General features: G+C 54.4%; 15 protein-coding genes. 6 read left to right on the top strand and 9 right to left on the bottom strand.

The genetic code is table 11. The annotated features are described in order from the left end of the window. Positions 1 to 56 precede the first annotated feature (56 nt). From E4T21_RS04695 to E4T21_RS04675, 5 genes are all read left to right on the top strand, one after another. Positions 57 to 275 (top strand): hypothetical protein, encoded by a 219-nt coding sequence (locus E4T21_RS04695; RefSeq protein ID WP_149283933.1) that lies wholly within the window; start codon positions 57 to 59, stop codon positions 273 to 275. Between the two features lie 804 nt (positions 276 to 1,079). After that, positions 1,080 to 1,829: a hypothetical protein gene (locus tag E4T21_RS04690; protein WP_149283932.1), complete on the top strand. Its 750-nt coding sequence runs from the start codon at positions 1,080 to 1,082 to the stop codon at positions 1,827 to 1,829. Positions 1,830 to 1,850: 21 nt separating this feature from the next. Further along, the gene (locus tag E4T21_RS04685) at positions 1,851 to 3,098 is read left to right on the top strand and encodes a hypothetical protein (protein WP_149283931.1); all 1,248 of its coding nucleotides are present in this window, start codon (positions 1,851 to 1,853) and stop codon (positions 3,096 to 3,098) included. Between the two features lie 185 nt (positions 3,099 to 3,283). Further along, positions 3,284 to 4,591 (top strand): HEPN domain-containing protein, encoded by a 1,308-nt coding sequence (locus E4T21_RS04680; RefSeq protein ID WP_205423455.1) that lies wholly within the window; start codon positions 3,284 to 3,286, stop codon positions 4,589 to 4,591. A gap of 674 nt (positions 4,592 to 5,265) precedes the next feature. Beyond that, positions 5,266 to 5,547, top strand: coding sequence for a hypothetical protein (locus E4T21_RS04675; RefSeq protein ID WP_149283930.1), 282 nt, complete (start codon positions 5,266 to 5,268; stop codon positions 5,545 to 5,547). 187 nt (positions 5,548 to 5,734) lie between these two features. Here E4T21_RS04675 and E4T21_RS04670 read toward each other — a convergent pair whose 3' ends face one another. The 8 genes from E4T21_RS04670 to E4T21_RS04635 all read right to left on the bottom strand — a co-directional run bounded on the left by E4T21_RS04670 (position 5,735) and on the right by E4T21_RS04635 (position 23,113). After that, a complete protein-coding gene (locus E4T21_RS04670; protein WP_149283929.1) occupies positions 5,735 to 8,833 on the bottom strand; it encodes an efflux RND transporter permease subunit in 3,099 nt (1,032 codons plus the stop codon). After that, positions 8,830 to 11,976 carry a multidrug efflux RND transporter permease subunit gene (locus tag E4T21_RS04665; RefSeq protein ID WP_149283928.1) on the bottom strand — a complete coding sequence of 1,049 codons (3,147 nt, stop codon included), beginning with the start codon at positions 11,974 to 11,976 and terminating at the stop codon, positions 8,830 to 8,832. The genes E4T21_RS04670 and E4T21_RS04665 overlap by 4 nt, the downstream gene beginning before the upstream one ends. Then, positions 11,973 to 13,199, bottom strand: a complete 1,227-nt coding sequence (locus E4T21_RS04660) for an efflux RND transporter periplasmic adaptor subunit (RefSeq protein WP_187775112.1) — start codon at positions 13,197 to 13,199, stop codon at positions 11,973 to 11,975. Before E4T21_RS04660 ends, E4T21_RS04665 begins: the two co-directional genes overlap by 4 nt. 422 nt (positions 13,200 to 13,621) lie before the next feature. Beyond that, positions 13,622 to 13,969 (bottom strand): putative quinol monooxygenase, encoded by a 348-nt coding sequence (locus E4T21_RS04655; RefSeq protein WP_149283926.1) that lies wholly within the window; start codon positions 13,967 to 13,969, stop codon positions 13,622 to 13,624. A 154-nt stretch (positions 13,970 to 14,123) separates the two neighbouring features. Further along, on the bottom strand, positions 14,124 to 15,614 hold the full coding sequence (locus E4T21_RS04650) for a SulP family inorganic anion transporter (RefSeq protein ID WP_149283925.1): 1,491 nt from the start codon (positions 15,612 to 15,614) through the stop codon (positions 14,124 to 14,126). Positions 15,615 to 16,019: 405 nt separating this feature from the next. Continuing rightward, entirely contained in the window at positions 16,020 to 18,359 is a 2,340-nt protein-coding gene (locus tag E4T21_RS04645; RefSeq protein WP_240349291.1) for a copper-transporting P-type ATPase, read from the bottom strand. A 250-nt stretch (positions 18,360 to 18,609) separates the two neighbouring features. Next, entirely contained in the window at positions 18,610 to 19,434 is an 825-nt protein-coding gene (locus E4T21_RS04640) for an alpha/beta fold hydrolase (protein ID WP_149283924.1), read from the bottom strand. 355 nt (positions 19,435 to 19,789) lie between these two features. Then, positions 19,790 to 23,113: a type III effector HrpK domain-containing protein gene (locus E4T21_RS04635; RefSeq protein WP_149283923.1), complete on the bottom strand. Its 3,324-nt coding sequence runs from the start codon at positions 23,111 to 23,113 to the stop codon at positions 19,790 to 19,792. Between the two features lie 396 nt (positions 23,114 to 23,509). On the opposite strand from E4T21_RS04635, the gene E4T21_RS04630 reads away from it, so the two are divergent. After that, positions 23,510 to 23,842, top strand: a complete 333-nt coding sequence (locus tag E4T21_RS04630) for a hypothetical protein (protein ID WP_149283922.1) — start codon at positions 23,510 to 23,512, stop codon at positions 23,840 to 23,842. Between the two features lie 236 nt (positions 23,843 to 24,078). On the opposite strand, the gene E4T21_RS04625 is transcribed toward E4T21_RS04630, so the two are convergent. Then, entirely contained in the window at positions 24,079 to 25,380 is a 1,302-nt protein-coding gene (locus E4T21_RS04625) for an autotransporter outer membrane beta-barrel domain-containing protein (protein WP_149283921.1), read from the bottom strand. Between the last annotated feature and the right edge of the window lie 73 nt (positions 25,381 to 25,453).

Below are 25,453 nucleotides of genomic sequence, written 5' to 3'. Positions count from 1 at the left end.
GGCTGAATAGAAAAATCAACCACTTTACTCACTGAGACACAATGATGAGGGATGTGATGACAGAATCGACGCTTCGTACGCTAAGCACAGAGGAACTGGATGCAGTGGTAGGCGGTGGCTTTTTGAGCGATGTGGTTGGCCTTTTGCCCGTTGATGCGACCCAAGCCCAAAACTATCTTGATGTTTACGGTGGTCAGGTCATTCAAATGCTCTCGAATCTAGCGCCGAATCCTCTGAATCGTATTGCTGAAGGTGTTGGCGAGCTGCTGTTCTGAAGAGACAACCAGGCATCAACTCAACCTCTCTCGTAACGCCGACATTCCAGAGGTTGAGTCACGCTGATTAGCGGGATCGTGGCCCGCTAATCCCCTTCGCTCATGCTGACTTGGCTAATCAGTTCCAGTCGATCCTCGCAAGCATCACTCGGTAACTATCTTGCTCACCAAGCTGTGCAGGCCCCTATTCGTCCTCAAGTTGATCTGGTGAGATGCCCAATAACCGCCTCATTCCCATTCAGCCCTATGCCCCTCATAGGGCCGTTTTTGATGCCTGGGGCATAAGTCGGCATTCAGCCAACTCCAAACGCCTCCAAGAGCGTTGCCGGATCCGCTGCTCTTCCCTGCGGCGTTCACCACGCCCGCGCACAATCGTCACCCCTCCCCGCCCGCGCTCTAAACCTGTCGGTTTTTATGCACTCATGCGCTGGCTTCCAAGGCCCGCCATTACTGCGCCCCAAAGGGGTTAGAAGGCCTTCACTACTCATGCAAAATCATGCGTATTTATGCAGAGTTTACTGGCCGTTGGAGTAGCGTCAGTGGCGAAATGGGGGAATCTATGCCAAGTTCGAAACAAGGAGGGTCTTAGGAGAACTTGACTGGTCCTGAGGCGGCTTGCGACCCAAAGCGGATGGACTGCAGGCAAGCTTGTTGGAGATATGCAGCATGTCCGATAATTGGCAGTCATACTGCCGACCCATACTAGATTTCTATAAATTTCAATAGGATGAGAGGTGATCGAGTGAGCGTTCAGGTGGAATATAAGGTGTGCGGACTAGTATCTGTTAGCCATATAGGGTTTTGATGGACGAATTTATTAACAACCCTTGGGTCGTAGGGATTGGTGCGGGCGTTCTAAGTAGCTTGGTTGTCGCCTTTATAACCAGATCAATCTTTTCACGCCGAGACAACCGCGAGTACCTGCGCCGAATCGACCAAGCCAATCAAGAGATTCTATATGCTGTGCGACCAGGCATATCAGAAGGAGTTATTCCCGCCAATGACGTGTTACAAAGGCTAGCTACTGCGACCGCTCGTCGTTACGGGCTGGACCGATCCACACTGTATGACCTGAATGAATTTGCTTCTGAATTGACCAAAGAGGTTATGGATTCAAGCTTCATCTCGGCTTCAACCAAGGAAGATTTTTGTGAAAAGCTATCTGTCATTAAAGAAGAATCACCAGGTCTCGAGCAAAAGGTAGTAGCGGAAGACTATCAGAAGGCCGCTCGTTATCGGCGGCAAATGGTTGTTACGATGAGCATGATGGTAGGCATGATGACCGCTGTAGTTGGGTTTGTCACTTCAATGGAATCGCGCACAACCTCGGAACCAAAGCAACTTTTGTTCTTAGTGATCCCTGCTGTGGTGGCTGTACTGGCCGCCTTGCTTGGTGTCTTAATGAAAGAAAACAGGCTTAAAGTACGGAGCATGGAGTTCAATTTTGCTGGCCTGCGAGCCCATTTCGATTCACATCAAGAGAATGAGCGTGCGAATCCTAACAAAGGCAATTCAGCCGACGTTCGCTCCTCGCGCGACGGACCGAAGCATTAAATTTCTTCCGGAGAGCAAGTGATGTCTAAATGGACAGATAAATTCAATAACCATGCTTTAATAGGCGTATGGGCCAACCTAATAGAGTTAATTCATGATGATGGTCTTATGGAAGAGGCTACGGAAGGTGTTACTGAAGATATTGCAAGGCTAAGGAAGGTGGTTAACTATTTAAACGGAATCTTTGAAAACATTGATCCAGAAATAATCCCATTCAATCATTTGGCAAATATTCAGAAAAGCGCACAAGGTTGCATCAATGAAATAAACTCATTCAAAGGAAGTAAAAATGCTGGACATCTCACTAATGCAAATGCACAGGCAGACACCCTTATTATCCAGTTTCAGCAGACCCCAGCGTCTGCATATGCCGTTACTGATAAGAACATCAAAAGATCTGTCAGCGCATACTCCGAAACCATTGGTTCATATATAACAAAATACAAAAAAGAGACCGAACAGTCTGTAAGTGCGTTAGTCGAGCATGTCAAGACCTTAGACCAAGAGATCAATAAAAAGGAATCAAAGCTGGCAGAACTTAGTACTCAGATTGACAATGTAGAGCAGACGATACAGAAACAAACTGCAGAATTTAATACTCAATACCAATCAAGTGAAAAAGAAAGATCTGAAAGATTCAACAAGGACTTATCCGAATATTCAAAAAAACTCGAAGGACACATCAGAGAGTACACAGGAAAGTCGGATGATGAATTTAAAAATCTTTCATTGAAAACTGTAAAAATTATTGAAGTGCTGACTAAACTCCAAGATGATGCAACCAAGGTATACGGCGTTACGATTAACACTCTGCAGGCCGGTGCATATTCGTCCTATGCTAATGATGAAAAAAAGGTGGCAAATAGGTATCGCCTATATGCATCAGCACTGATGTTGCTAGGAGTTTGCTTTCTTGTTGTTCCCGAGTTAAGGCTGATTTTTGAGAATGGCGATTACACGTTCGATTGGGTAAAAGTAGTTGGTCGCATCCCACTTTCACTGGTAGTTTTTGTTCCAGCATTTTATTTTGCTAAAGAGTCAGGAAAACATCGAGAAAATGAAATAAATAACAGGCGCCGTCAACATATAATTACAACGCTAGATCCATATATTGAGTTAATGGACCCCAAGAATGCCGAAGACTTAAGGGTTCACGTTGCCAAAACAGTTTTTTCCGAGAACACCTCTTATAATGAATCGAAGGAAAACGACACAGGGAATATCCTTTCGCAACTAACCGACTTAGCAAAACAAATAAAAAGAAACTGAGTTAAAAAATATGTCACCGGATATGTTTTTCGAAACATTTAAAATCAGCCAAAAATGCGATCATTAAACACCAAGGGCATCTCAATGACGGCTTCTAGCCGAATGAGGCACCTATTAGTGGCCCTTTTAGGATGTCATCCGAGTGCAACACACTCACTTTTCCGATTAGAACGCAGGATACCGCGATGGAAATGCCCAGAAAAACACGAAGGATAGCCGATAGCAACATTGCCACGCTACTCAGACCAGAAGAGTTAATGACTGATTTGCAGGCATTGGATGCGTTCAATCTCATTGAAAGGCTGAAACGGGAAGTCAAAATCCCCAATCATCGATCAATCTATCTATCTGACAATGCCTATAAAAATTTCGAGATGCTTACAAATATAGTAGAGAAGTTTTTTATAAACAGGTGTCAGCTGGAATCTACGGATATTCACAATTCATGCAAAGCCGTTTTGGGAAAACTCTATCAAGAGGAGTCCCCTAGAAAAGATATAGACTCCTTCGTGGAAAATGTAGAGAAAATTTTAGATGAGTCGATCAGTAACTACAGGTTTTACACGACTATAGAAGGACTAGATCTTGAAGGGGAAAATGAGTTGAAGATCGGCAGACTGACAGTACAAAAGCCTGATTTCATGTCACTTAAACAATGTGCTGCAGACGACAATACCATCAGTAGCACATGGAATCATATGAAAGATAGCCTATGGGTAACTGGGGAAATAACCGGAAGTGAAGAATATGCAGAGCGTCGTTTTTTTGAGGATGTAGAGGCAACGTGTGGACTGCTTGCTGTCTCACTCACTACTGTTCTTGAGCGTGGAGGAGCCGCAGTTCGGCTTATACCTAGCATGAGTGACCGTATTCGACCAACCGCTAACAGGTGGTTCTTCTTCTCTACAAAGTCGAAGGTGTTATGCACTAGTATATGTATGCGGGGATATCAAAAGCTTACTCTCAATGAGAACCAAGTGAGCAGTTTAATGGGTTGTGAGTGGTTCCAAGAGTTGGCGAGGGTCCTTCAAAATCACAGGGATAATGACGTCGAGGAGGCAGTTCGTCGCGGTATTTATTGGTTTTTTGACGCGCAAGCAGACATGAAACCAGAGATGCAACTGGTTAAATTCTGGAGCTGCATAGAATGCTTCTTCTCTTTCGAAAACGATGGACAAACGACATCTAAGATCAAGCGAGGACTAACTGCGATACTAACTTGTGGACGTTACGGTTTCTCTCATACAGGTAACTGGAATGTGCTTGAAAAAGAAATCAATGACCTCTACGACCTTCGGTGTGCCGCAGTACATGATGCGCAACACAGCCACATAAACTCAGGTCACGTAACAACGGTCAGCAAATGGGCAGCATGGTTGATACTAGAAGTCTCGGGGCTAATCTCTGAAGGTTTCGAAAGCAGAGCTGCAATTAAAGAGGAGATAGATCGTGTTCATGACCAAAAGCAGCTCTCTAGGGCAAAAAATACGTAACCCTCTCCTCACGAAGCCCTAAAAAGTGGATCTAAAATTGGCCCAGGTTCGCTTCTGGTCGAGAGCGAACAGTGAAGGGCGCTTTCTACTGCGGGTGAAGAGCACGCTAACACAGAGCCTACCAGCGGAGGGGAAGTGGTATAGTCGATGGTATAATATCTTTCTCGAATTTTTATAAAACAATAAAAAACAAAGGCTTACGAACAATTTTCGTGTCCTATAGAGTCCTCCCCCTCCAACCCACCAAAATTTGCCGCTTTACCTGCAGACGAAAGTCCTCTATGTCCTACCTCCATAACATCCATTTCAGTGATTGGATGCACAAACTCGTTGGTAACTATGAGTCATAGCCTCTAAAGTTGTTTGAATATATGTATAACGCCATTGTCAATACGAAATATCTTTAAAATAGCGTAAGAAATACGATATATTTTCTGTAAGTGTTTTATGACACCTAATCTCTTTTGACTAGTTATTTAATACGTCGCTGAATGCGTGGTCTAGAGTGATATCCGAGGAAGAGAATCCCGTATGACAACACATTCCCGCATCTATTGCGGAATCTTGGTGATCGACCTCACAGTGCGATACTGAGGGGTCACCGTGGGCGCCGGTGCGTCTCAGGTCTCATGAAACCTAATTCAGCGCCCATGACCTCAGGAGAGGATGTAACAATGGGATTCAATTATACGCTGGTGAACAATACCAATAGCACCGTCACCTTCGGATTATGGAACGCCACAGGCGATCATTCGGAGGTTCATAAAGTCGACAACAGTGAGCAAAAGAAAGAGTCGGCCAGGTATAGCGATGCCAGAACTGTCGCTGCATGGCTCGACGACGGCAACCTCTATCCTAACAACCAATCGCCCTATCTGGCAGGAGGATATTTCATGGATGGGGGCAATTACACAATAACTTTGTCAGACCAAAACATCACAATAACGCAGAGTTAATATCCGTTATCGCCAAGCTATCCTTGGACTTCGAGGGTAGCTTGGCGGTTCTGAATGGCTTATATGCCTTCGTCAGCCCCTGTCTTAGGCACTTTTCGTACAAAGCCAAGGGAAAGCGGCTGATGCTTCATCAGTCGTCGAAGGCGCTTCTCCCTTCCTCCTCGCTCAGAAGCCAGTCACCAACCACTCACCCCTCCACTGGCGCCGGTAGGTTCCGCGGGCGCAGGCGGCGGTGGAGCCGGTCGAGATACAGATAGACCACCGGGGTGGTATAGAGGGTCAGCAGTTGGCTGACGATCAACCCGCCGATGATGGTGATGCCAAGCGGAGCGCGCAGGCCGGCGTTTTCGTCGGTACCGAGCAGCAATGGCACGGCACCGAGCAATGCGGCCAGGGTGGTCATCATGATCGGCCGGAAGCGAACCAGGGCGGCATGGCGCACAGCTTCCAATGGCGTCATGTTCTGTTCGCGCTCGCACACCACAGCGAAATCCACCAGCATGATGGCGTTTTTCTTGACCACGCCGATCAACAGGATGATACCGATCAGGGCAATCAGCGTGAACGGGGTATCGAGCAGCATCAGGGCCAGCAAGGCACCGACACCGGCAGAAGGTAGTGTCGAGAGAATCGTCAGCGGATGGATATAGCTCTCGTAGAGAATTCCCAGCACCAGATAGACCGTGACCAGTGCCGCCAATATCAACCAGGGCATCGCTTCGACACCGCTCTGGAAGGTGCCTGCGCTGCCCTCGAAGTCGACCTGGACCTCCGTCGGGGGATGGATTTCGTCCACAGCCCGACGAATACGCTCGGTGGCTTCGCCCAGCGAGACGCCCTCCTCCAGGTTGAACGAGACCGTGGCAGCAGCGAATTGGCCCTGGTGGTTGACACTCACCGGCGTGGTGCTGCGTTCGATATGACTGAAGGCAGAGACCGGTACCAGTTCACCATCGTTACCGCTGACATAGAGATCGCCGATCGCCTCCGGCGCCTGCCGATAAGGAGCATCGACCTCCATCACCACATAACGTTGCTCGTCAGCATTGTAGATACTGGCCACCTTGCTCTGGGCAAAGGCATTACCCAATACCGTGTCGATGGTGTTCATGTCGACACCGAGCCGCGAGGCAGTATCGCGATCGACCACCAGTTTGGCGGACAGCCCCTCACTACGACTGTCGCTGTCGACACCGGTGATGCCCTCGACATCTTGCATTGCCGCCTGCACCTTTCTGGACCAGTCATTGAGCAGTTCGAGATTGTCGCTCTTGAGCGTGATCTCATACTGGGAGCCACTGCTTTGCCGGCCGCCAACACTGATGTCCTGCAACGCGAACATGAAAGTGTTGACCCCGGCGAGCCCCTGCAGACCAGCCGTCAGACGGTTGCCGATCGCTTGTGTCGATTCCTGATGGTCGTCCTTGAGCGTAACGAAAAGCGTTGCCGATGAACCGCCTCCACCTGGCCCGCCGCTGCCCATGAAACCGAGCACACTGGCGACGTCCGGGTCAGACGTGAGCCGTTCGCGCACCTGGCGCAGCTTGGCGGATGCCGCCTCGAAGGACAGGCCCTGATCGACCCGCATGGTGCCGAGCAGGCGCCCAGTATCCTGGTCGGGCACGAAGCCCTTATCGACGGCGGTATAGAGATAGCCATTGAGGAAGATCACCGCGACAAGCGACAACAGGGTCAAGCGTCGGTGCCTGAGGGCAATATCCAGCGTCACCGCATAGCCCTTGACGAACCCATTACCGATGGCCGACAACCCGCGGTCCCAGGCCGGTGACTTTTCACGTTGGGCATGCGGCTTGAGCCAACGCATGCAGAGCATCGGTGTCAGCGTCAGCGAGACGATCAGCGATACCATGATGGCCAGTGACAGCGTCACCGCGAACTCATGGAACAATCGTCCGATGAAGCCGCCCAGCAACAGCAGTGGAATGAACACTGCCACCAGCGAGACACTCATCGCCGTCACCGTGAAACCGACTTCCCGCGCGCCGTTCAGCGCCGCCTGAAACGGTGGCTCACCGCGTTCGATATGCCGGCTGATGTTCTCTACCACGACAATCGCGTCATCGACCAGAAAGCCGATCGATACAATCAGTGCCATCAGCGATAGCGTATCCAGCGAGAAATCGAACACCCACATCAGCGCATAGGTGCCGACCAGGGATACCGGAATGGCCACACTGGGAATGATGGTGGCGCGAGGATTACGCAGGAACAGGAATACCACCAGCACGACGAGCACGATGGCCAGGATCAGAGTCAACTGGGTTTCATGCAGTGAAGCCTGTATGCCGGGGGCGCGATCAAGCTGGACGCTCAAGTTGACGTTGCCGGGCAACAGACTGCGAATATCATCGAGACGCTCGCGCACCCCCGCGATGGTATCGATGATATTGGCGCCACTGGCAGTGCTGACCACCAGCAATACCGCCGGCAGATCGTTTTGAAAACCGACGTTGTAACGATCCTCGACACCATCGACGATGTTGCTCACGTCCCCCAGACGCATGAGTGAGCCATCCTCGCCGCGTCCGATCACGATCTGCTGATAATCGCTGGCCGTGAGTAACTGGGAATCCGTATCGACTTCCCAGCGGTGCTCCACACTCTGCACGAAGCCAGTGGGTGATTGCGTGGTTGCCGTGCGCAAGGCGCCGACCACCGCATCCAGGGTGATGCCTGCGTGATTGAGACGGCGAGGATCGATGGATACCCGTACCGCAGGCGAGGAACTGCCACCCACGCTGACGTCACCGACACCCGGCACCTGAGCAATGGGCGGCGCGATCTTGCTGTCGGCCAGACGATAGAGCTCGCTGGTCGGCAAGGTATCGGAGGTGACGGACAGTATCAGCACCGGTGCCGCTGCTGGGTTCAGCTTGTGGTAGCTGGGGCGGCTGGTCATCGCACTTGGCAACAGCGGCTGAGCGTCGTTGATCGCCGCCTGCACCTCTTGCGCAGCAACGTTGACGTCCTTGTCCAGATCGAACTGCACCACGATGCTGGTGGCGCTATCGCTGCTGCTCGAAGTCATCTGGGTAATACCAGGAATCCGCCCCAGTGAACGCTCCAGCGGTGTCGCCACGGTGACGGCCATGGTTTCCGGATTGGCACCACTGAGGCTGGCGGTAACCAGAATGGTCGGGAACGAGACATTGGGCAGCGGTGCCACCGGCAGGCGCTTGTAGGCAAGCGAACCGAGCAGCACCACGGCCAGTGCCAGCAGGATGGTCGCGATTGGCCGCCGAACGAAGGGTGATGACAGACTCACCGTGCCGCCCCGTTATCGTCAGGGCGATCAGGAGCATCAGCGGCAGGATAACGCTGCCAGCGCGAGGCAAGACGATCCCTGTTCGAAATAAGCCTATCGAAGAACAAATAGATTACCGGGGTGGTAAACAGCGTCAGCAACTGGCTTAACAACAGGCCGCCGACCATGGTCATCCCCAGCGGCTGACGCAGCTCGGCGCCATAGCCACTGGCGAACATCAATGGCATGGCACCGAGCAAGGCCGCGAAGGTAGTCATCATGATCGGCCGGAAGCGCAGCAAGGCGGCGGCATGAATCGCCTTGTCGGCAGGCATGCCACGCTCACGCTGCGCCTCCAGTGCGAAGTCGATCATCATGATCGCGTTCTTCTTGACGATACCGATCAGCAGGATGATGCCGATCACCGCCACCAGCCCCAATGAATTACCGCTCAGTTGCAGTGCCAGCAGCGCACCGATAGCCGCCGACGGCAACGTCGACAGAATGGTCAACGGATGCACGTAGCTCTCGTAGAGAATCCCCAGCACGATGTACATCGTCACGATGGCAGCCAGGATCAGCCACAAGGTGTCACTGGTCGACTCGGTGTAGGCAAGCGCCGCACCGCGATAATCCAGTTGGGTATGCTCGCTCAGGGTCTCCTCGGCGGCAGCATCCACGGCAGCGAAGGCGTCCGAGAGCGAATAACCATCCGCCACTGCGAACGACATCAATGCCGAGGGGAACTGGTTCTGACGCTGAAGCGACAAAGGCGTCGTACGTTCAGCCAGCGTGACCAGAGTGGTGAGCGGTACCAGATCGTCGTCGATGGTGCTCACATAGAGACGCGACAGGGCTTCGGGACCATCCACGTCGGTAGCATTGGCAGCGAGCACTACGCGATACTGGCTCGCCTGGGTGAAGATGGTCGACACCAGGCGCTGGCCGAAGGCATCGTAGAGCGCATCGTCGATATCGGCGACGCTGACACCAAGCCTACCGGCCCGGGCACGGTCGATGGTCACCTCCAGCTTGCGCCCAGCGTTCTGCACGTCGCTGCTGACGTCGGCAATCGCTGGCGACTGGCGTAGCTGATCGAGCATTCGATCGGCATCGGCATTCAGCGCCTCACGGTCACCCTGGGTCAGCGCGAATTGATAGGGATAGCGACTGATGGTGTCTTCCAGGGTCAGGTCCTGTACCGGCTGCAGTGCCAGAGACAAACCGGGAATGTCGGCGTCAGCCTGGTTCAGGCGAGCCAGAACCGTACTGAGGTCGTCGCGCTCGCCCAGCGGCTTGAGATTGATCGACAGGCGGCCACTGTTGAGCGTGGTATTGGTGCCGTCGATACCGATGCTCGAAGAGAGACTTTCGACTGCCGGGTCCTTCAGCAAGCGATCGACCAGGCGTTGCTGGCGGGCCGACATGGCATCGAACGAGGTCGATTCAGTGGCTGTGGTGATACCGCGAATGACGCCGGTATCCTGCACCGGGAACAGCCCCTTGGGGGTGGCCATGAACAGCAGTGCGGTCAGCGCCAGCGTGCCGAGCGCGACCATCAACGTGAGTGATTGATGGCCGAGCACCCAATCGAGGGCATGCTCATAGCCCCGAGTGATCTGCCCGAACAGGCCTTGTCGGCTACGTACCAAAGCCTCGTCGTCGGTCTCTTCGACCTTATCCGGGCGCTGCTTGAGCCAGCGCGCACAAAGCATCGGCGTCAACGTCAGTGAAACGAAGGCCGAGATCAGAATCGAGATCGCCAGCGTCAGTGCGAATTCGCGGAACAGCACGCCAACGACCCCCTCCATGAACACCAGCGGGATGAGCACTGCCAGCAGCGAGACGGTCAGCGAGAGGATGGTGAAGCCGATCTGGCGCGAGCCCTTGAGCGCCGCATTCAGCGGCGTCTCCCCTTTCTCGATGTAACGGGTGATGTTCTCCAGCACCACAATGGCATCATCGATGACGAAACCGGTGGCGATGGTCAGTGCCATCAGGGTGAGGTTATTGAGGCTGAAGCCGGCCATGTACATGGCACCGAAGGTGCCGACCAGCGACAACGGCACCGCCAGGCTCGGAATCAGCGTCGCCGGCAGGTTACGCAGGAACAGGAAAGTGACCATCACCACCAGCCCGATCGCCAGCATCAGCTCGAACTGCACATCCTCGACCGCGGCATGAATGGTCGTGGTGCGGTCAGTGAGCACCCTGACATCGACGGCGCCAGGCAAGGTGTTTTCCAGCTCCGGTAGGCTGCGTTTGATGGTATCGGCCACCGCGACCACATTGGCGCCTGGTTGGCGCAGCACATCGATCAGGATTGCGCCTTCGCGGTTTGCCCAGGCAGAAAGATAGGCATTCTCGGCGCCGTCCTCGATGGTGGCAACGTCAGACAGCCTGAGTACCGAGCCGTTGTCGGACTTGAGAATCAGGTCGCGATAGGCATCGGCCGTCAGCAGTTGGTCATTGGCATCGATGGTGTAGGCACGATAAGGACCGTACAGCGTACCTTTGGCCTGATTGACATTGGCGGCGTCGATGGCACTGCGCACCGCCGCAAGGTCGAGCCCGGAAGCGGCCAACTGGCGCGAATCAACTGTCACACGCACGGCAGGCTGATGGCCACCGGCCAGTTTGACCTGACCGACACCGCTTATCTGGGCAATCTTCTGCGCCATGCGCGTATCGACCAGATCGTAGACCTCCGTCAGCGGCAAGGTGCTGGAACTGACCGCCAGCGTCATGATCGGCGTGTCGGCAGGATTGACCTTGCTGTAGCTGGGGGGACGCGGCAGATCGCTCGGCAACAGGGTTTCTGCCTGGTTCAGCGCCGCCTGAACCTCCTGTTCCGCAACGCCGAGATCGGAATCCAGCGAGAAACGCAGGGTGATCAACGACGCGCCACCGGTGCTGGTGGAACTCATGTCTTCCAGCCCGGCGATTTCGCCGAGCTCGTCCTCCAGCGGCGAAGTGACATGAGAGAGCATCACATCCGGCCCGGCACCAGGATAAAGCGTGGTGACCTGAATGGTCGGAAAGTCGACCTCCGGCAGCGAGGAGATCGTCAGCAGCCGATAGGCCATGGCGCCAGCGATCAGGATCGCCAGCATCACCAGCGAAGTGGCGACCGGACGCAGGATGAACAGGCGTGAAGGATTCATGAAGCGCTGTCGTCCTTGCCTCCGGCCTCGCTCACTTCATCGCTCGACTCACCAGGCAATGCATTGCTGACGACGCGAACCTTGGCCCCTTCCCGCAGGCTGTCGACGCCATCGACAACCACACGTTCACCGGGCGTGAGCCCCTCGGAAATGGCACTTTGGGTACCTTGGTTGGCGGCCAGGGTGACCGTACGGCGACTGACAGTGTCATCATCGCCGATCACATAGACGTAGTTATAGATACCGTTGCCATCCTGCCCGGTCTGGACGGCAGGTTCGGGGATGATCACCTGATCCTTGAGAATCTGCGATACCAGGCTGACATCGACATAGGCATTGGGATAGAGCCCGCCGTCAGGATTGTCGAGCGTAGCGCGCAGGCGGATGGTGCCGGTGGCACTATTGATGTTGCTGTCGACGCTGGTGAGCTCGCCGCTGAAGGTCTCATCATCAGGACCGGTCACATCTACCCTGGGCTGGTCGCCAGCCGTGAGGTGAGCGCGCACGGTATTCACATAGCGGCTGGGCAGTGAAAATATCACCGAAATAGGATCGAGCTGGGTAAGGGTGACGATAGGATCGGTATCGCCCAGTTGCACGATGTTGCCAGGGTCGACATTGCGAATGCCGGCCACGCCAGTGATGGAGGCCGTGATGCTCGTGTAGTCGAGCTGGACCTGCGCGCTGCGTACGTTAGCCTGATCGCTGGCCACGGTACCTTCGTACTGGCGTACCAGTTGACGCTGCTGCTCCAGTTCCTGACGCGAGACATAGTTGGTCTTGCTCAGTTGCTCGAAGCGTGTCAGGTCTTCCCGGGCCGAGGCCAGTTGCGCCTGGTCCTGGGCCAGTTGGCCCTTGGCCTGGTCGAGTTGTGCCTGATAGTCACGTGGATCGATTTGCGCCAGCAACTGGCCCTGCTGAACCGTTTCGCCCTCGGTAAAGTTGACCTCGATCAGTTCGCCTTCAACCCGTGGCCGCACCGCGATGCTCGCAAGGGGCTGCACCGTGCCCAGCGCACTCACTCTGATCGGCAAGTCACCCTGTGTGGCGGTGATCGCAGACACCGCCGTTGCCGGAGGCCCCGCCATCCCTTTTGGACTCTCCGACGTCTCCGCATTGCTCGCGAAGAAGCGATAAGCGACGACACCAGCGACGACGACAAGAATGATCATCACTACCCTGCGTAGGGTATGACGAGGACGAGAAGCGGACGAAGACGGCATGGCATCAATCCTTTGACGGCAGCGAAGGCGACGGTACAACGACCGGCCCGGCCATGTGTAACTCATGCTAAACAGATTCGCAGTCTAACGGAACAACGTTCGAGAAATGTGCAATCACGTGGGATCTCTCGAGTATGTGGTCTGACGCTTGATACGTCATGACGTTCCGATCACTGCTCCAGATGACGGTCATAGTGGCATGCGAGATAGTGGCATGCGAGATAAGGGCATGCGAGGTAAGAACACGCGAGATGAGGTGCTGCTAGAACACGTGCTGCGAGAACAAGCACTGCCGGTTTCTAGACTGGCACGAGCCTGACCACTTGGCCCGCGCCAGCATCCGATAATATCGGCTTGATGCCTTGGAAGCTGATATCTCAGAACTTGATATATCAGAGCTTGATATATCAGAGCTTGATATATCAGAACCTGGGGGCGTCGTAGTCGAGGGGCTCGTCGGTATACACACAGACGTTGGCATACTCGATGTCGCCATCTTCAGCCTCGACGTGGGCCTCGAAGAATGCCTTGATCTCCTGACGGTTGCAGTGAGCTTCGAAGGCTTCACGACTTGCCCAGACCTCGTGGAACACAATGGGATAACTGGCGCCCTGGGCATTGGGGTGATCAATATGCCGGGTCACGGTGTACTGCAGGCAGCCATCTTCACGATGAGCATTGGGTTCCAAGCCCTGAAGCGCGCGGAAAACGGCTTCCCCCTTGCCGGGCTTAGGCTTGAAGCTGGCAATACAGTAAATCTTGCTGGACATGATGCTGTCTCCTTATCAACAAGTTCAGGTATGACGACCAGAGTACGGCGACGACACTCCGCAGGCCAGTGTCGAACTGCCCCGGGCGATGAGGTCAAGCCTCATGCACCCCGGGCGAGAAGATTCAAATCACCAAGGATGTGCTACGGGCAGCTCAGTGGCCGCCCATCAGTTTCTCTACCGCTACCGGATCATCATGGATGGCATAGCGGTCAACGATAGTGGCACTGGCTTCATTGAGGCCGATCATCTCCACTTCGGTACCCTCGCGGCGGAACTTGATCACAGCGCGATCCAGGGCCTGTACAGCGGTGATATCCCAGAAGTGCGCCCGGGAGAGGTCGATGGTCACTTTCTCGATGCTCTCCTTGAAGTCAAAGGCATTGCCAAAGCGCTCGGAGGAAGCGAAAAACACCTGCCCCACTACCTTGTAGACCCGTCGGCTGCCTCCATCGACTTCTTCACTGCCAATGTAGAGGATATTGCCCACCTTGTTGGCAAAGAACATGGCAGCCAACAGCACCCCGACAAAGACCCCGATGGCCAGGTTATGCGTGGCCACGGTCACTATCACGGTAGCCACCATGACCAGATTGGTGCTCATCGGGTGTTTCTTGAGGTCGCGGATAGAGCTCCAGCTGAAGGTACCGATGGACACCATGATCATGACAGCGACCAAAGCCGCCATGGGAATCTGGGAAACCCAGTCGGACAGGAACACCACCAGTATCAGTAGGCCAACCCCTGCAATCAACGTGGACAGACGACGGCGTCCACCCGACTTAATGTTGATCACCGACTGACCGATCATGGCACAGCCTGCCATACCACCAATCAGGCCTGCGCCAATATTGGCAAGGCCTTGCCCCTTGCATTCACGGTTCTTGTTGCTCTTGGTGTCCGTCAGGTCGTCAATGATGGTGGCCGTCATCATCGATTCCAGCAGGCCCACTACCGCAAGCATCACCGAATACGGCAGGATGATCATCAGTGTCTCGAGGTTGAGCGGGACTTGCGGCCACAGGAACACCGGCAGACTATCCGGCAACTGCCCCATGTCTCCTACCGTGCGGATATCCATGCCAGAGGTCATGTAGACGATGGTGAGCACGACGATGCACACCAAGGGCGAAGGCAAGGTCTTGCCGATGAGCGGTATATAGGGGAACAGATAGATGATCGCCAGGCCTGCGGCGGTCATGGCATAGACATGCCAGGTCACGTTGGTGAGCTCTGGCAATTGCGCCATGAAGATCAGGATCGCCAGCGCATTGACGAAGCCCGTCACGACCGAGCGCGAGACAAAGCGCATCAGATCGGCCAGGCGCAAGTAACCCGCAATGATCTGCAGCACCCCGGTAAGCAATGTGGCTGCCAACAGGTATTGGAGCCCATGATCCTTGACCAGGGTAACCATCACCAGCGCCATGGCACCGGTAGCCGCGGAGATCATGCCAGATCGCCCACCGGCAAACGCCATGATCACACAGATGGCGAAGGAAGCATAAAGACCCACTTTAGGGTCAACGCCAGCAATGATCGAAAAGGCAATCGCCTCAGGAATCAGGGCCATTGCCACGACAAGACCGGCCAGAATGTCGCCTTTGAGGTTGGAAAACCAACTCAATTTCATTTTTTCGTACATGCTACTTCCTAGAGATGGGCAGTAGAGGTTGGAGTTGTCGTCAATGTCGCTCCGCTCACAAGCACAGACATGTTCCCGCGTTGCCGCACAGGCGACAGCACGCATGAATGACACCTAAGGACTTGCAGGATCGGAACGACGTACGCTGAGCCAATGGCTCAGCGCATGATGAGGGTCAGCCATGTCACCTGCATGAAGGCGACAAGAGCTGGACAAGCGAGCGCTAGGGTGGAGTCATCAGCCCTGCTGTGAGAATGGTCATGAAATGCCGTTCCCTGTCATGACGGCCACTTTCGACGATAGTCGCAGGCCATTGAGAAGCGAAAGGCCGAAATCATACAACAAACCCTGTTGCAATGCATCAGTGAGACCCTTGCGTGAATCTTCCTCTTCAGTGCGGCCCCATCAGATTCTCGTCCGGCGCAGACGTAGTGCATTCAAGACCACCGACAGCGAAGACGCACTCATGGCGAAAGCGGCAAACATCGGCCCGATCAGGATGCCGAGGAAGGGGTAGAGAACCCCTGCGGCAACGGGTACGCCGACACCGTTGTAGATCAGCGCGAAGAACAGGTTCTGCTTAATGTTGCGCATGGTGGCCAGTGCCAGCTTACGGGCGCGAACAACACCATCGAGATCACCCTTGACCAGGGTAAAGCCAGCGCTTTCGATGGCCACATCGGCACCCGTGCCCATGGCAATGCCGACATCGGCCTGGGCCAGTGCAGGGGCATCGTTCACCCCATCGCCCGCCATGGCTACCTTGCGACCCTCGCCCTGCAGCTCCTGGATGATACGAGCCTTGTCCTCAGGCAATACATCGGCGCGAATCTCGTCGATGCCCAGTCGCCCGGCTACGGCCTTGGCTGTACGCTCGTTATCACCGGTAGCCATGATGATGCGAAATCCCAGCTGGTGTAGCGCCTTCAGGGCATCCGGCGTGGTGGCCTTGACCGGATCGGCCACACTGACCAGGCCCGCTACCTGGCCATCGAGGACCACGAACATCACCGTTTCCCCCTCATCACGACGTGCGTTCGCCGTCTCGGAGACATGGCCTCCGGCAATGCCCAGTTCCTCCAGCAACTTGGCATTACCCAGCGCGACGGCCCTGCCATCCACAACACCTTTGACACCTTTGCCGGTCACGGCCTCGAAGTCCGAGGCATCGGCAAGGCCTACACCACGTTCCTCGGCGCCGTTGACAATGGCCTCGGCCAGCGGATGCTCCGAGCCCTTTTCCAGACTGGCTGCCAGGCGCAGCACCTCGGCTTCGTCATGCCCATTTTCCGGCAGGACGGCCACCAGCTTCGGCTTGCCTTCCGTCAGTGTGCCCGTCTTGTCGAACATCAGCGTGTCGACCTTGGAAAAGCGCTCCAGCGCCTCGGCATTCTTGATCAGAACGCCCAATTGTGCACCACGTCCGGTGGCCGTCATGATCGACAGCGGAGTGGCGAGCCCCAGGGCACAGGGGCAAGCGATGATCAGCACTGCCACCGCCGATACCAGCGCGTAGGATAGCGCCGGTGTCGGTCCCCAGATCGCCCAGGCAATGAAGGACAACACCGCGATACCGATGACCGCAGGAACGAACTTGCCAGCCACCTTGTCGGCAAACTTTTGAATCGGTGCACGCGAGCGTTGGGCATTCGCCACCATCTCGACGATCTGGCTGAGCATGGTATCGGCGCCAATGTGGGTCGCCTCCATGATCAGACTCCCCGTACCGTTGATCGTGGCTCCGGTGACCTTGTCGCCTGCCACTTTTTCCACCGGCACGGGTTCGCCTGTGATCATCGATTCGTCGATCGAGGAGCGCCCTTCGAGAACCACACCATCCACTGGAATCTTGTCGCCAGGCCGTACTCGCAGATGATCCCCCACCTGCACGTTTTCCAGCGGCACCTCCTCTTCCTTGCCATCAGGCCGAATCAATCGGGCCGTCTTGGCGGCCATGTCGAGTAGTGCCCGAATCGCCTGGCCGGTACCTTCGCGTGCGCGCAGTTCCATGACCTGCCCCAGCAACACCAGAGTCACAATCACCGCTGCTGCCTCGAAATACACCCCGACGCTACCATCTTCGCGGCGAAACCCTTCGGGAAAGATGCCCGGTGCCAGCAGTGCGACGATGGAGAACAGATAGGCCGCCCCAACCCCCATGCCGATCAGGCTGAACATGTTGAGGTTCCAGGTGCGGAAGGAATGCCAGGCACGCTCGAGAAATGGCCAGCCGGACCACAGGATGACCGGCGTGCTCAGCACCAGTTCGACCCACATCGCATTACGTTCACCGAAGAAATCGCGAATCGCCATGATGCCCAGCAAGGGGGACATCGTCAGTATCAGCAGTGGCACCGTGAGCACCGCAGCAACCCAGAAACGCCGGGTGAAGTCGACCAGTTCGGGATTGGGGCCCTCGTCACCGGCTGTTGCGGATTCCAGCTCCAGCCCCATGCCACACAATGGACAGGCCCCCGCTGTGGTCTGCCGTACCTCAGGGTGCATGGGGCAGGTGTAAACAGCACCGACATGTCCAGCCGGAACCTTGTCGTACTTAGCGCCAGCAGCGGGAGGAACATGATGGTCATGCCCCTGAGAATCAGCATCTTCCATGGGAACAAGGTGCATACCACATTCAGGACAGTCGCCCGGCTTGTCTGAGATAACCTCGGGATGCATCGGGCATGTGTACTGAGACGCTGTCGTCTTGTGGTTCTGACCACGCATATGATGATGTTGCGTCATGGAACCGCCCCTCTCGCTGTCACCAGCTCGATTTCACCGTTTACCTTCATTACTGTCCCAAGTATGGCCGAGAACCTGAAACCAGGCTGAACAACCTACCCGTTCTCTCTCCTCTTCCTCTTCCTCTCCTGTCCTGTTCTTGTTTCTATTTCTATGTCTGCAGTACATCCTGCCGTACAGGTACCGATGGCACCGGCGGTGCCATCGTCCGGTACTTTTACCTCTGGAGTCCTACTTCAAGGGATCTACCTCAAGCTATCGCAAAAACCTCTCTCAATGTTGACATGAGGTTATTGTGTGCCACTCGATTTTCTATATCCAGAAAATGGCCAGCTTCTTTTATTACCTTGAATTCGCAGCTTGAGATGGAATTTTCCAGTCTTCGCGCCGAGCTTGGCGGAGTATGCTCATCTTTTTCACCATTGATAAACACGACAGGAGTATTAATATTACTCCAGATATCGCTGTAATCTACAGTTCCTGCTTCAAGCACCTGGTTGATGTGAAAATATGCCTGGTTGTACTCTCTTTGATCCAGTGTTGAAATATGTTTCTTGTTTATATACTTTATTATTCTTGGAAGATACTTTCCTACTTCATTGTTCATCAGGATAGCGACATCCTCGAATTTCTTGTCATCGGCAAGGTGCTTTGCGCGTAGCAGGTATTCTTTCATCGGGCCATTCAGATGAGTGGCAAATGAAGCTATTGCGGCTTTTTCTATTGAGGGGGGCTGGTGCGCCAACGCCATCAAGGCTGCATACCCTCCCCAGGAGACAGATACAAGAAAGTGCGGACGATAATGCTCGATAAGAAACAGCAGTATGCTGACTTCTTCCTCCTTGGTAAGAATGTAGCTGCCTTCATTGTGCTTCTTTGACCCTCCCGTGAAAGGAAGATCAAATAGGATAAAATTCAATGAATTCCCGAGATGCTTGACGCAATTTCTGAATGATGTGGTTGTTGAAAGAGCGCCATTTACCATTATCGCAGTCTTTTTGTTTTCTTTTTTAAAATGCTTCTCCACATAGATGGTGTAGCCATTCACTTCCATGAGGTCGATATCTGCTTTCATTGTTCGTTCCCCTGCGAATAATCTTCTATGTGAGGTCAAGGAGCAGTAGGTGGTGATGAAAACTTCCACACCATCACATGTCAGGTTATACGCACAAAAACGTAGTGCTTATATGTGTATTTTGTTTCAAGGTGCTGACAATATTGTTCTATGTAGCCCTGATGGATTTTTATTTTTTATTTTTTGTAACATTGTTTTCGTCAGAATTCCTATCAGCCTCATGCTGAACATTATCCATACGATTCATAAGGAACCGTGAAACCAAAGTCCTCAAGCAAGGGGCTTTCTGCATGCTGCACTAAATAGCCAGATACCGGTGTCTCGGCAGACACCGGTATCTGGCTGATATTTCGGATCAGGACCCTATCGTTGGTCCATCGTCATACCCAGGCCAGTCTTCCTCGGGGATATCCCAGTAGTCGCCGTCCTTGACGCCATCAACGCCATACTTCGTCAAGTAATCACTCAGTACTTCTCCGAAGTCGTCGGCTTTTGCCTGTTGTTTGCCCTCTTCAATCAGGCCCGGAATCAGTAACGCGACAGCAACAGCACCGGCCGCAAGCGCCCCGAGCCCCCCCGCGATCGCCCCTAAGGGAATTCTCTGCAGCAAAGATGGAGCGAACATGCCCAGTCCGCCTTCAACGGCAGAGGCCAAGCCCGCCATGGCGCCCAGAGAGCCTGCCGTGATGCTGATGCCACCACCGACCTTGTCGCCCTTGCGAATCGACTCGACACCATCGAAGATCGCATAGGCGCCAGCCGCCACACCGGCGATACCGCCAAGCCCCTTGGCCGCATTTTCAAACTTCTTCAGGCCGGACGATATCGTCTTGGCTAGATCATCTATCTCCAGGCCGCTGATGCCCTTCATATATCCCTGAAGGTTCTTCATGCCACCTTCGGTCATGAGCGTCGCAGTCATGACCGAGCCGGTCGTGATATCGACGATCTGGCGGTCGGTCAGATTGCCTGCACCATTGACGCCCTTGGCAATCGTGACACCGGCCAGGAACAGGCCACTGACACCATGCAGAACACCAGCATCAGCAGCAGCTTTCGCCCCGGAGCCGGGGTTGAGGAGCGAAAGCTCACTGAGCGATTTTGTACCTTGGCGCAGCACATCCCAGTCGCCTCGGATACCTGCCACGATCTGATCGGACGTCGCAACGGTGCCATCAGGGTTGGTGAAGAACTCGGGGTTCTCCTCCTTGACCTGATCGATGATGTCCCTGACCTTTTCCTCATCCAGCTCATCACCGCCATCGACGCCGAACACCTCCTTCAGGTCATCGAACGAAGCATCCTGAAAGGCATTTTCCTGGACGATCTCGGAGAAGTTGTCGTTCAGCTCAGTATCGAATTTCTCGGTGAAATCAGGGTCGAGCGCAGCATTGTAGAGTGATACTTCTGCGCTGAATGCACTCGCGGCCTCCTCGAACGAGTTGTCCTTGAGCAGCTCCTTGAGTCGTTCACCTGAAGCCAGTGATTCTTCGTAGAACGTTTCCAGCTCTTCATTATGCTTGGAGCCCTTGACGGCGTCCTGGATTTCGCCGATATCATCGATGCCCAGCGCACTCTGGAACATTTGCGCCGCCCCGAAGAATTCGGCAAGCACCGCCTGCTGGTCGGTCTTGCCATCCTTCATTTTGCTATCCCACAGGAGATCCAGCGCCTCACCGGACTTGATATCCTCGTCGTAGGTGGTCTCCAGGGCCTCGCCCAGCGCCTTGTTGTCTTCAAACAACTGGCTTATCTGACTGGTGCTGCTTTCCTCCAGGTACTCCATGACCTCGGTGTCTTTCTCCAGGATTGCGATATGGTCATTGACGTCCTGGAGCAGCTTCTCGGGATCAGGATGGCCGCGCACGCTGTTGGCAATACTGACCTTGGAATAGTCATCCTTCCACATGCCTGCAGCGGCGCCTTCGGTGATCAGCTTCTGTGCGGTCAAAAGATCCTGGAGCGCAGCGGCCTTCTCTTCGGCAGAGTAATCTTGCGGATTCTCGAACAGATCTCCGCTCAGCTTGTCGGTATCAACGTCCCCCACCGCGTTGGCGTTGATCACTTCCGTCAGGTAGGTGATCGCCGAGCCAGCATCCTTCGGCGCGTGCGTCCCCAGCCAGTTGCTCAAGTCATTCTTGCTGAGGTCGCCGTCGGTTTTCTGGCGCAGCGGAGATTTCGAGGTTTCTAGAAGGTCGAATGCCCCCGGCTTCGACCAGAAATCCAGCGCTTCCTTGAAGTCATCGCTGATCTGCGGATTCTCGTCCCGGTACTGCTTGAGCGCTTCCGCAGTCAGATATTTGCCTGATTCAGTCTTCCCTCTGATAGCGTCGTAATTCTCTTCGATGATGGCGGTGTACTTGGCCAGAGTCTTCGAGACATCGTCAGCGTCTGGATTGGCATCGAGGAAATCCTGGTAGCTACCGATCTCGTCCGTCGGCTTCACGTCCTGGAGGGCCTCGAAGCCGTACTTGCCGAAGTCCTGAAGGCGTCCTGCCTCCGTACCATTCCTGGCTTCATCGCTGCTGGTGAAGCCATCAATGCTGCTGTTGGCAACATCACCGCCCGACAGGGAATTGCCTTCCTCGTCATACATGGTGATGCGGTCAAGCACCTGGCTCGCGCGGTAGGCAGCGTCGGCATCATGCTCGAAATCACCGACCCGCTCCTTCAGCATGTCCTTGATTCCGCTCTGGTTACCCAGATTCTTCAAAAGAGGAGAATCATCGATGATGTCCTGGGCTGAACGCTTGTCGTCATCCGGCAATTCCCACTGGATACCAGCGCTCTCGGCCTGCTCGCGAAGCTCCTTGTTGTCACCCACGGTATCCGGGGAGACAAGCTCCCCCTTGAGCGAGGAGAAACCATGCTTGCCGAAATCCTGAAGGCGTCCTGCTTCTGTGCCATGCCTGGCTTCATCGCTGCTGGTAAAGCCATCGATGCTGCCATTACCGACGTCATTGCTTGCCTGTCGCTTGCCGTCCTCGTCGAAGGATTCGATATGCTCCAGGACCTGGGCCGCTCGGTACGCGGCGTCAGCATCCTCTTCGAAATCACCGACTCGTTCTTTCAGCATGTCCTTGACGCCGCTCTGGTTGCCCAAGTCCTTCAGCAGCGGATTGTCATTGATGATGTCTTCGGCTGAGCGGTCATCGCCATCCGGACGCTCCCACTGGATTCCCAGCGCCTCGGCCTCTTCACGCGCTTTATCGTCTTCACCTGCCGTCTCGATATGGTTAAGTTCACCCTGGAGATTGGAGAAGCCGTACTTGCCGAAGTCCTGAAGGCGCCCAGCCTCCGTGCCGTGCCGGGCCTCGCCACTGCTGGTGAAACCGTCTATGCGCTCGTTGCCGATGTCATTGCTTGCCAGCCGCTTGCCTTCCTCGTCGAACTTCTCGACATGCTCAAGCACCTGGGCCGCCCTATAAGCCGCATCGGCATCCTGATCGATATCACCGACCCGCTCTTCCAGCATGTCCTTGACGCCACTCTGATTGCCGAGGTTCTTCAGCAGTGGAGAGTCGTCAATGACATCCTGGGCCGAGCGCTTGTCGTTGTCCGGCAACTCCCATTGAATACCGGCTTGCTTGGCCTCATTGACGGCCTCTTCCCACGCACTGACGCTATCAGAACTCTCCGATGAAGTGGCATCACTGCCACTGACCGCTTTGACAGACATGGCTTGATCCTTCCCATGGGGACTTTGTGTAACACACAGGCTTGAGGCACTGCTGAAACTGCCGAAATCGCAGAGGACGTCGCTTTCGGTTTTCTGCGACTTAGACGTGAGTTCTCAGCGCACAGCAGCATGCGAACTCAAAAGGAACATCAGACAGGAGTTAAGACTCCCAAAGCGTATTAGAAACGTCTTACATGAAGGCGCCATGACAGTGCGGTGAATTATGTCCTGGGTCTATTTACCCCTGGTCTCGCATGTCCCTTTCTGGATCGGGCACTGAGAGTTAATGAATAATAGGCAGGCAACACACGATGGATCGCAACCACGATGGATTGCTACACACAATGGATTGCCACACACAATGGACAGCAGACGCGGGAACATAGGGAATTGATCATGCTGAAGAAAATCGGAATATTGCTACTGCTCTGCCTACTGTTGACGGCCTGCAGCAAACCTTTGCCCGAAGACAGGATGAACTATGCGGGTGACTGGCAAAGCAGCGAGATGAGACTTCTGATCCTGGCGGACGGGTCGGTATCTTATGAGCGCTTGAAGAACGGCGGTAGCACGTCTATCGAGGGTCCCCTCAAAGAGTTTCAGGGAGACGATTTCGTGGTCGGCATTGGCCCATTTTCCACGACCTTCGATGTCAGCGTACCGCCCCACGAGGTCGCAGGTACCTGGCACATGGTGGTGGATGGCGTGCACCTGACAGCCGCCAAGTAATTTGACGCTCCACCCGACATCCCTCGAGCCCGGGATCTTGGCTCACCAGCATTTGCTGGGCCTGACTGGCGCTGATAGCGCTTTTTGATTGTCACCATGTGACGCTGCCGATACTGGCGTATGCCAGTATCGGCAGCTTTGATTGCCCGAACACGCTTCAAGTGTCGCAAGCAATGACGCGGCTTGCGCTATCGGGGCTTTCAACGGATCAGAATCTAGAGATCAGAACCTATAGTTCAGAACCTATAGTTCAGGCTGGCGTAGAGAGAACGGTATTCGACGTCATCGCTGCCCAGCGTGGTTCTTCCACCGATATTGAAGTCCATGTTACGGCCAAGCTGATGTGCGGCGCCAATCTCCAGCACCGTCCAGCCATCCTCGTCACCATTGTCGAGATAGTCGATGTCATCATCGAACTTATCGGAAATGTCGCGGTGGTAGATGAGGTTGCCATACACACGGCCATCGTCGAGATCCCAGCCGAACTTGAGGCCACCGAAGGCTTCACCGATCTCGAGGCCAAAGTCATCGGTCTTGCTGTCGAGATAGCGACCATCCACCTCATCATTCAGATAGGAGCCACCGATCGTGAGCCCCGCCCTGAAGGATTTATTATACTGTGGCAGGTAAAGTGTACCGGACGCCTGGCCCCCCCAACGCTCACCATCAAGATCGATGGGTTCCAACAGATAAGCATTACGTTGGGAGCCTTCTATATTCTGGTAGAGCAGTACGGCATCGAATACCAGGGCGTCATCAAAAAAGGATACCGCACCATATGGTGCCACCAGCTCACCACCGAAGTTGAAACGACCATCGTAGTCGCTTTCCAGGTCTAGCTCTTGGTTGCCGGCAGCAATACCTACGAGAAGGTTGTCATGCTTGTAGTCGACTCCAAGAACGGCACTCTTGCTGTCACCATCGTAGTCAGAGCTGACAGCATTGCCTTCGATGCTTCCCCCCTGAACAGATGTCCAGACATTGACGCCATTTTTGCGACTATAGTTCCCTCTATAGGACGGGTACATCGCTAGATCTATCTGGTTCGTGACAGGGCTGAATACCTGTCCCATTGCCTGCACTTGCGCACTGCGAAGCAGGCGGTCCACATCAAGCAAGCCCAGCTCGCCCGCCAGAGCAGCAGACTCATCATACGTCAGTGTATTCAGCGAACGATTGTTGACGATGACATTACCGTCCTCATCAATGATGGTAACGGGAGCATTCGTGCCAAGCTCAAGCAGGCTTCCTGCTTCAGGAAGCACAATCGTCATCTGGCGCCCATTGATCATCGTCACAAAGCTATTCGATGTCAGCAGGTCGAGGACCTCTCCATCCCAGCTGAACGACACAGGGCGAGCCCTGGCAGCTGAATAGAAAGCGAGGTGAGCCTGACTTCCATCGATAGAAAATTCAGTCTCGTAAGGCGACTGAATCGCTTGAACCAAATCACCGGCACTCAGCCCGATTTCGGCCTGAGCCAATCCTGATGCAACCAAAGCACCAGTACCTACAGCAACGCTGATCCCCTTAACCATTTGTAACCCCTTTTTGAGATATCGTGGCTTTTGTGTAAGTTTTTTTATTTGATTTACGCATTGCCACATGGGA

The sequence above is a fragment of the Halomonas binhaiensis genome (genome assembly GCF_008329985.2).
In the GTDB taxonomy this organism is placed as follows: Bacteria; Pseudomonadota; Gammaproteobacteria; order Pseudomonadales; family Halomonadaceae; genus Halomonas; species Halomonas binhaiensis.
The sequence above is the reverse complement of the archived record's forward strand: the minus strand, read 5'-3'. Positions and strand labels throughout refer to the sequence as shown.

What these genes read in the sequence shown, in the direction of transcription:
- E4T21_RS04695 (WP_149283933.1), top strand. Translation starts at nt 57, where the DNA reads ATGACAGAATCGACGCTTCGTACGCTAAGCACAGAGGAACTGGATGCA.
- E4T21_RS04690 (WP_149283932.1), top strand. Translation starts at nt 1,080, where the DNA reads ATGGACGAATTTATTAACAACCCTTGGGTCGTAGGGATTGGTGCGGGC.
- E4T21_RS04685 (WP_149283931.1), top strand. Translation starts at nt 1,851, where the DNA reads ATGTCTAAATGGACAGATAAATTCAATAACCATGCTTTAATAGGCGTA.
- E4T21_RS04680 (WP_205423455.1), top strand. Translation starts at nt 3,284, where the DNA reads ATGGAAATGCCCAGAAAAACACGAAGGATAGCCGATAGCAACATTGCC.
- E4T21_RS04675 (WP_149283930.1), top strand. Translation starts at nt 5,266, where the DNA reads ATGGGATTCAATTATACGCTGGTGAACAATACCAATAGCACCGTCACC.
- E4T21_RS04665 (WP_149283928.1), bottom strand. Translation starts at nt 11,976, where the DNA reads ATGAATCCTTCACGCCTGTTCATCCTGCGTCCGGTCGCCACTTCGCTG.
- E4T21_RS04660 (WP_187775112.1), bottom strand. Translation starts at nt 13,199, where the DNA reads ATGCCGTCTTCGTCCGCTTCTCGTCCTCGTCATACCCTACGCAGGGTA.
- E4T21_RS04655 (WP_149283926.1), bottom strand. Translation starts at nt 13,969, where the DNA reads ATGTCCAGCAAGATTTACTGTATTGCCAGCTTCAAGCCTAAGCCCGGC.
- E4T21_RS04650 (WP_149283925.1), bottom strand. Translation starts at nt 15,614, where the DNA reads ATGTACGAAAAAATGAAATTGAGTTGGTTTTCCAACCTCAAAGGCGAC.
- E4T21_RS04645 (WP_240349291.1), bottom strand. Translation starts at nt 18,359, where the DNA reads ATGACGCAACATCATCATATGCGTGGTCAGAACCACAAGACGACAGCG.
- E4T21_RS04640 (WP_149283924.1), bottom strand. Translation starts at nt 19,434, where the DNA reads ATGAAAGCAGATATCGACCTCATGGAAGTGAATGGCTACACCATCTAT.
- E4T21_RS04635 (WP_149283923.1), bottom strand. Translation starts at nt 23,113, where the DNA reads ATGTCTGTCAAAGCGGTCAGTGGCAGTGATGCCACTTCATCGGAGAGT.
- E4T21_RS04630 (WP_149283922.1), top strand. Translation starts at nt 23,510, where the DNA reads ATGCTGAAGAAAATCGGAATATTGCTACTGCTCTGCCTACTGTTGACG.
- E4T21_RS04625 (WP_149283921.1), bottom strand. Translation starts at nt 25,380, where the DNA reads ATGGTTAAGGGGATCAGCGTTGCTGTAGGTACTGGTGCTTTGGTTGCA.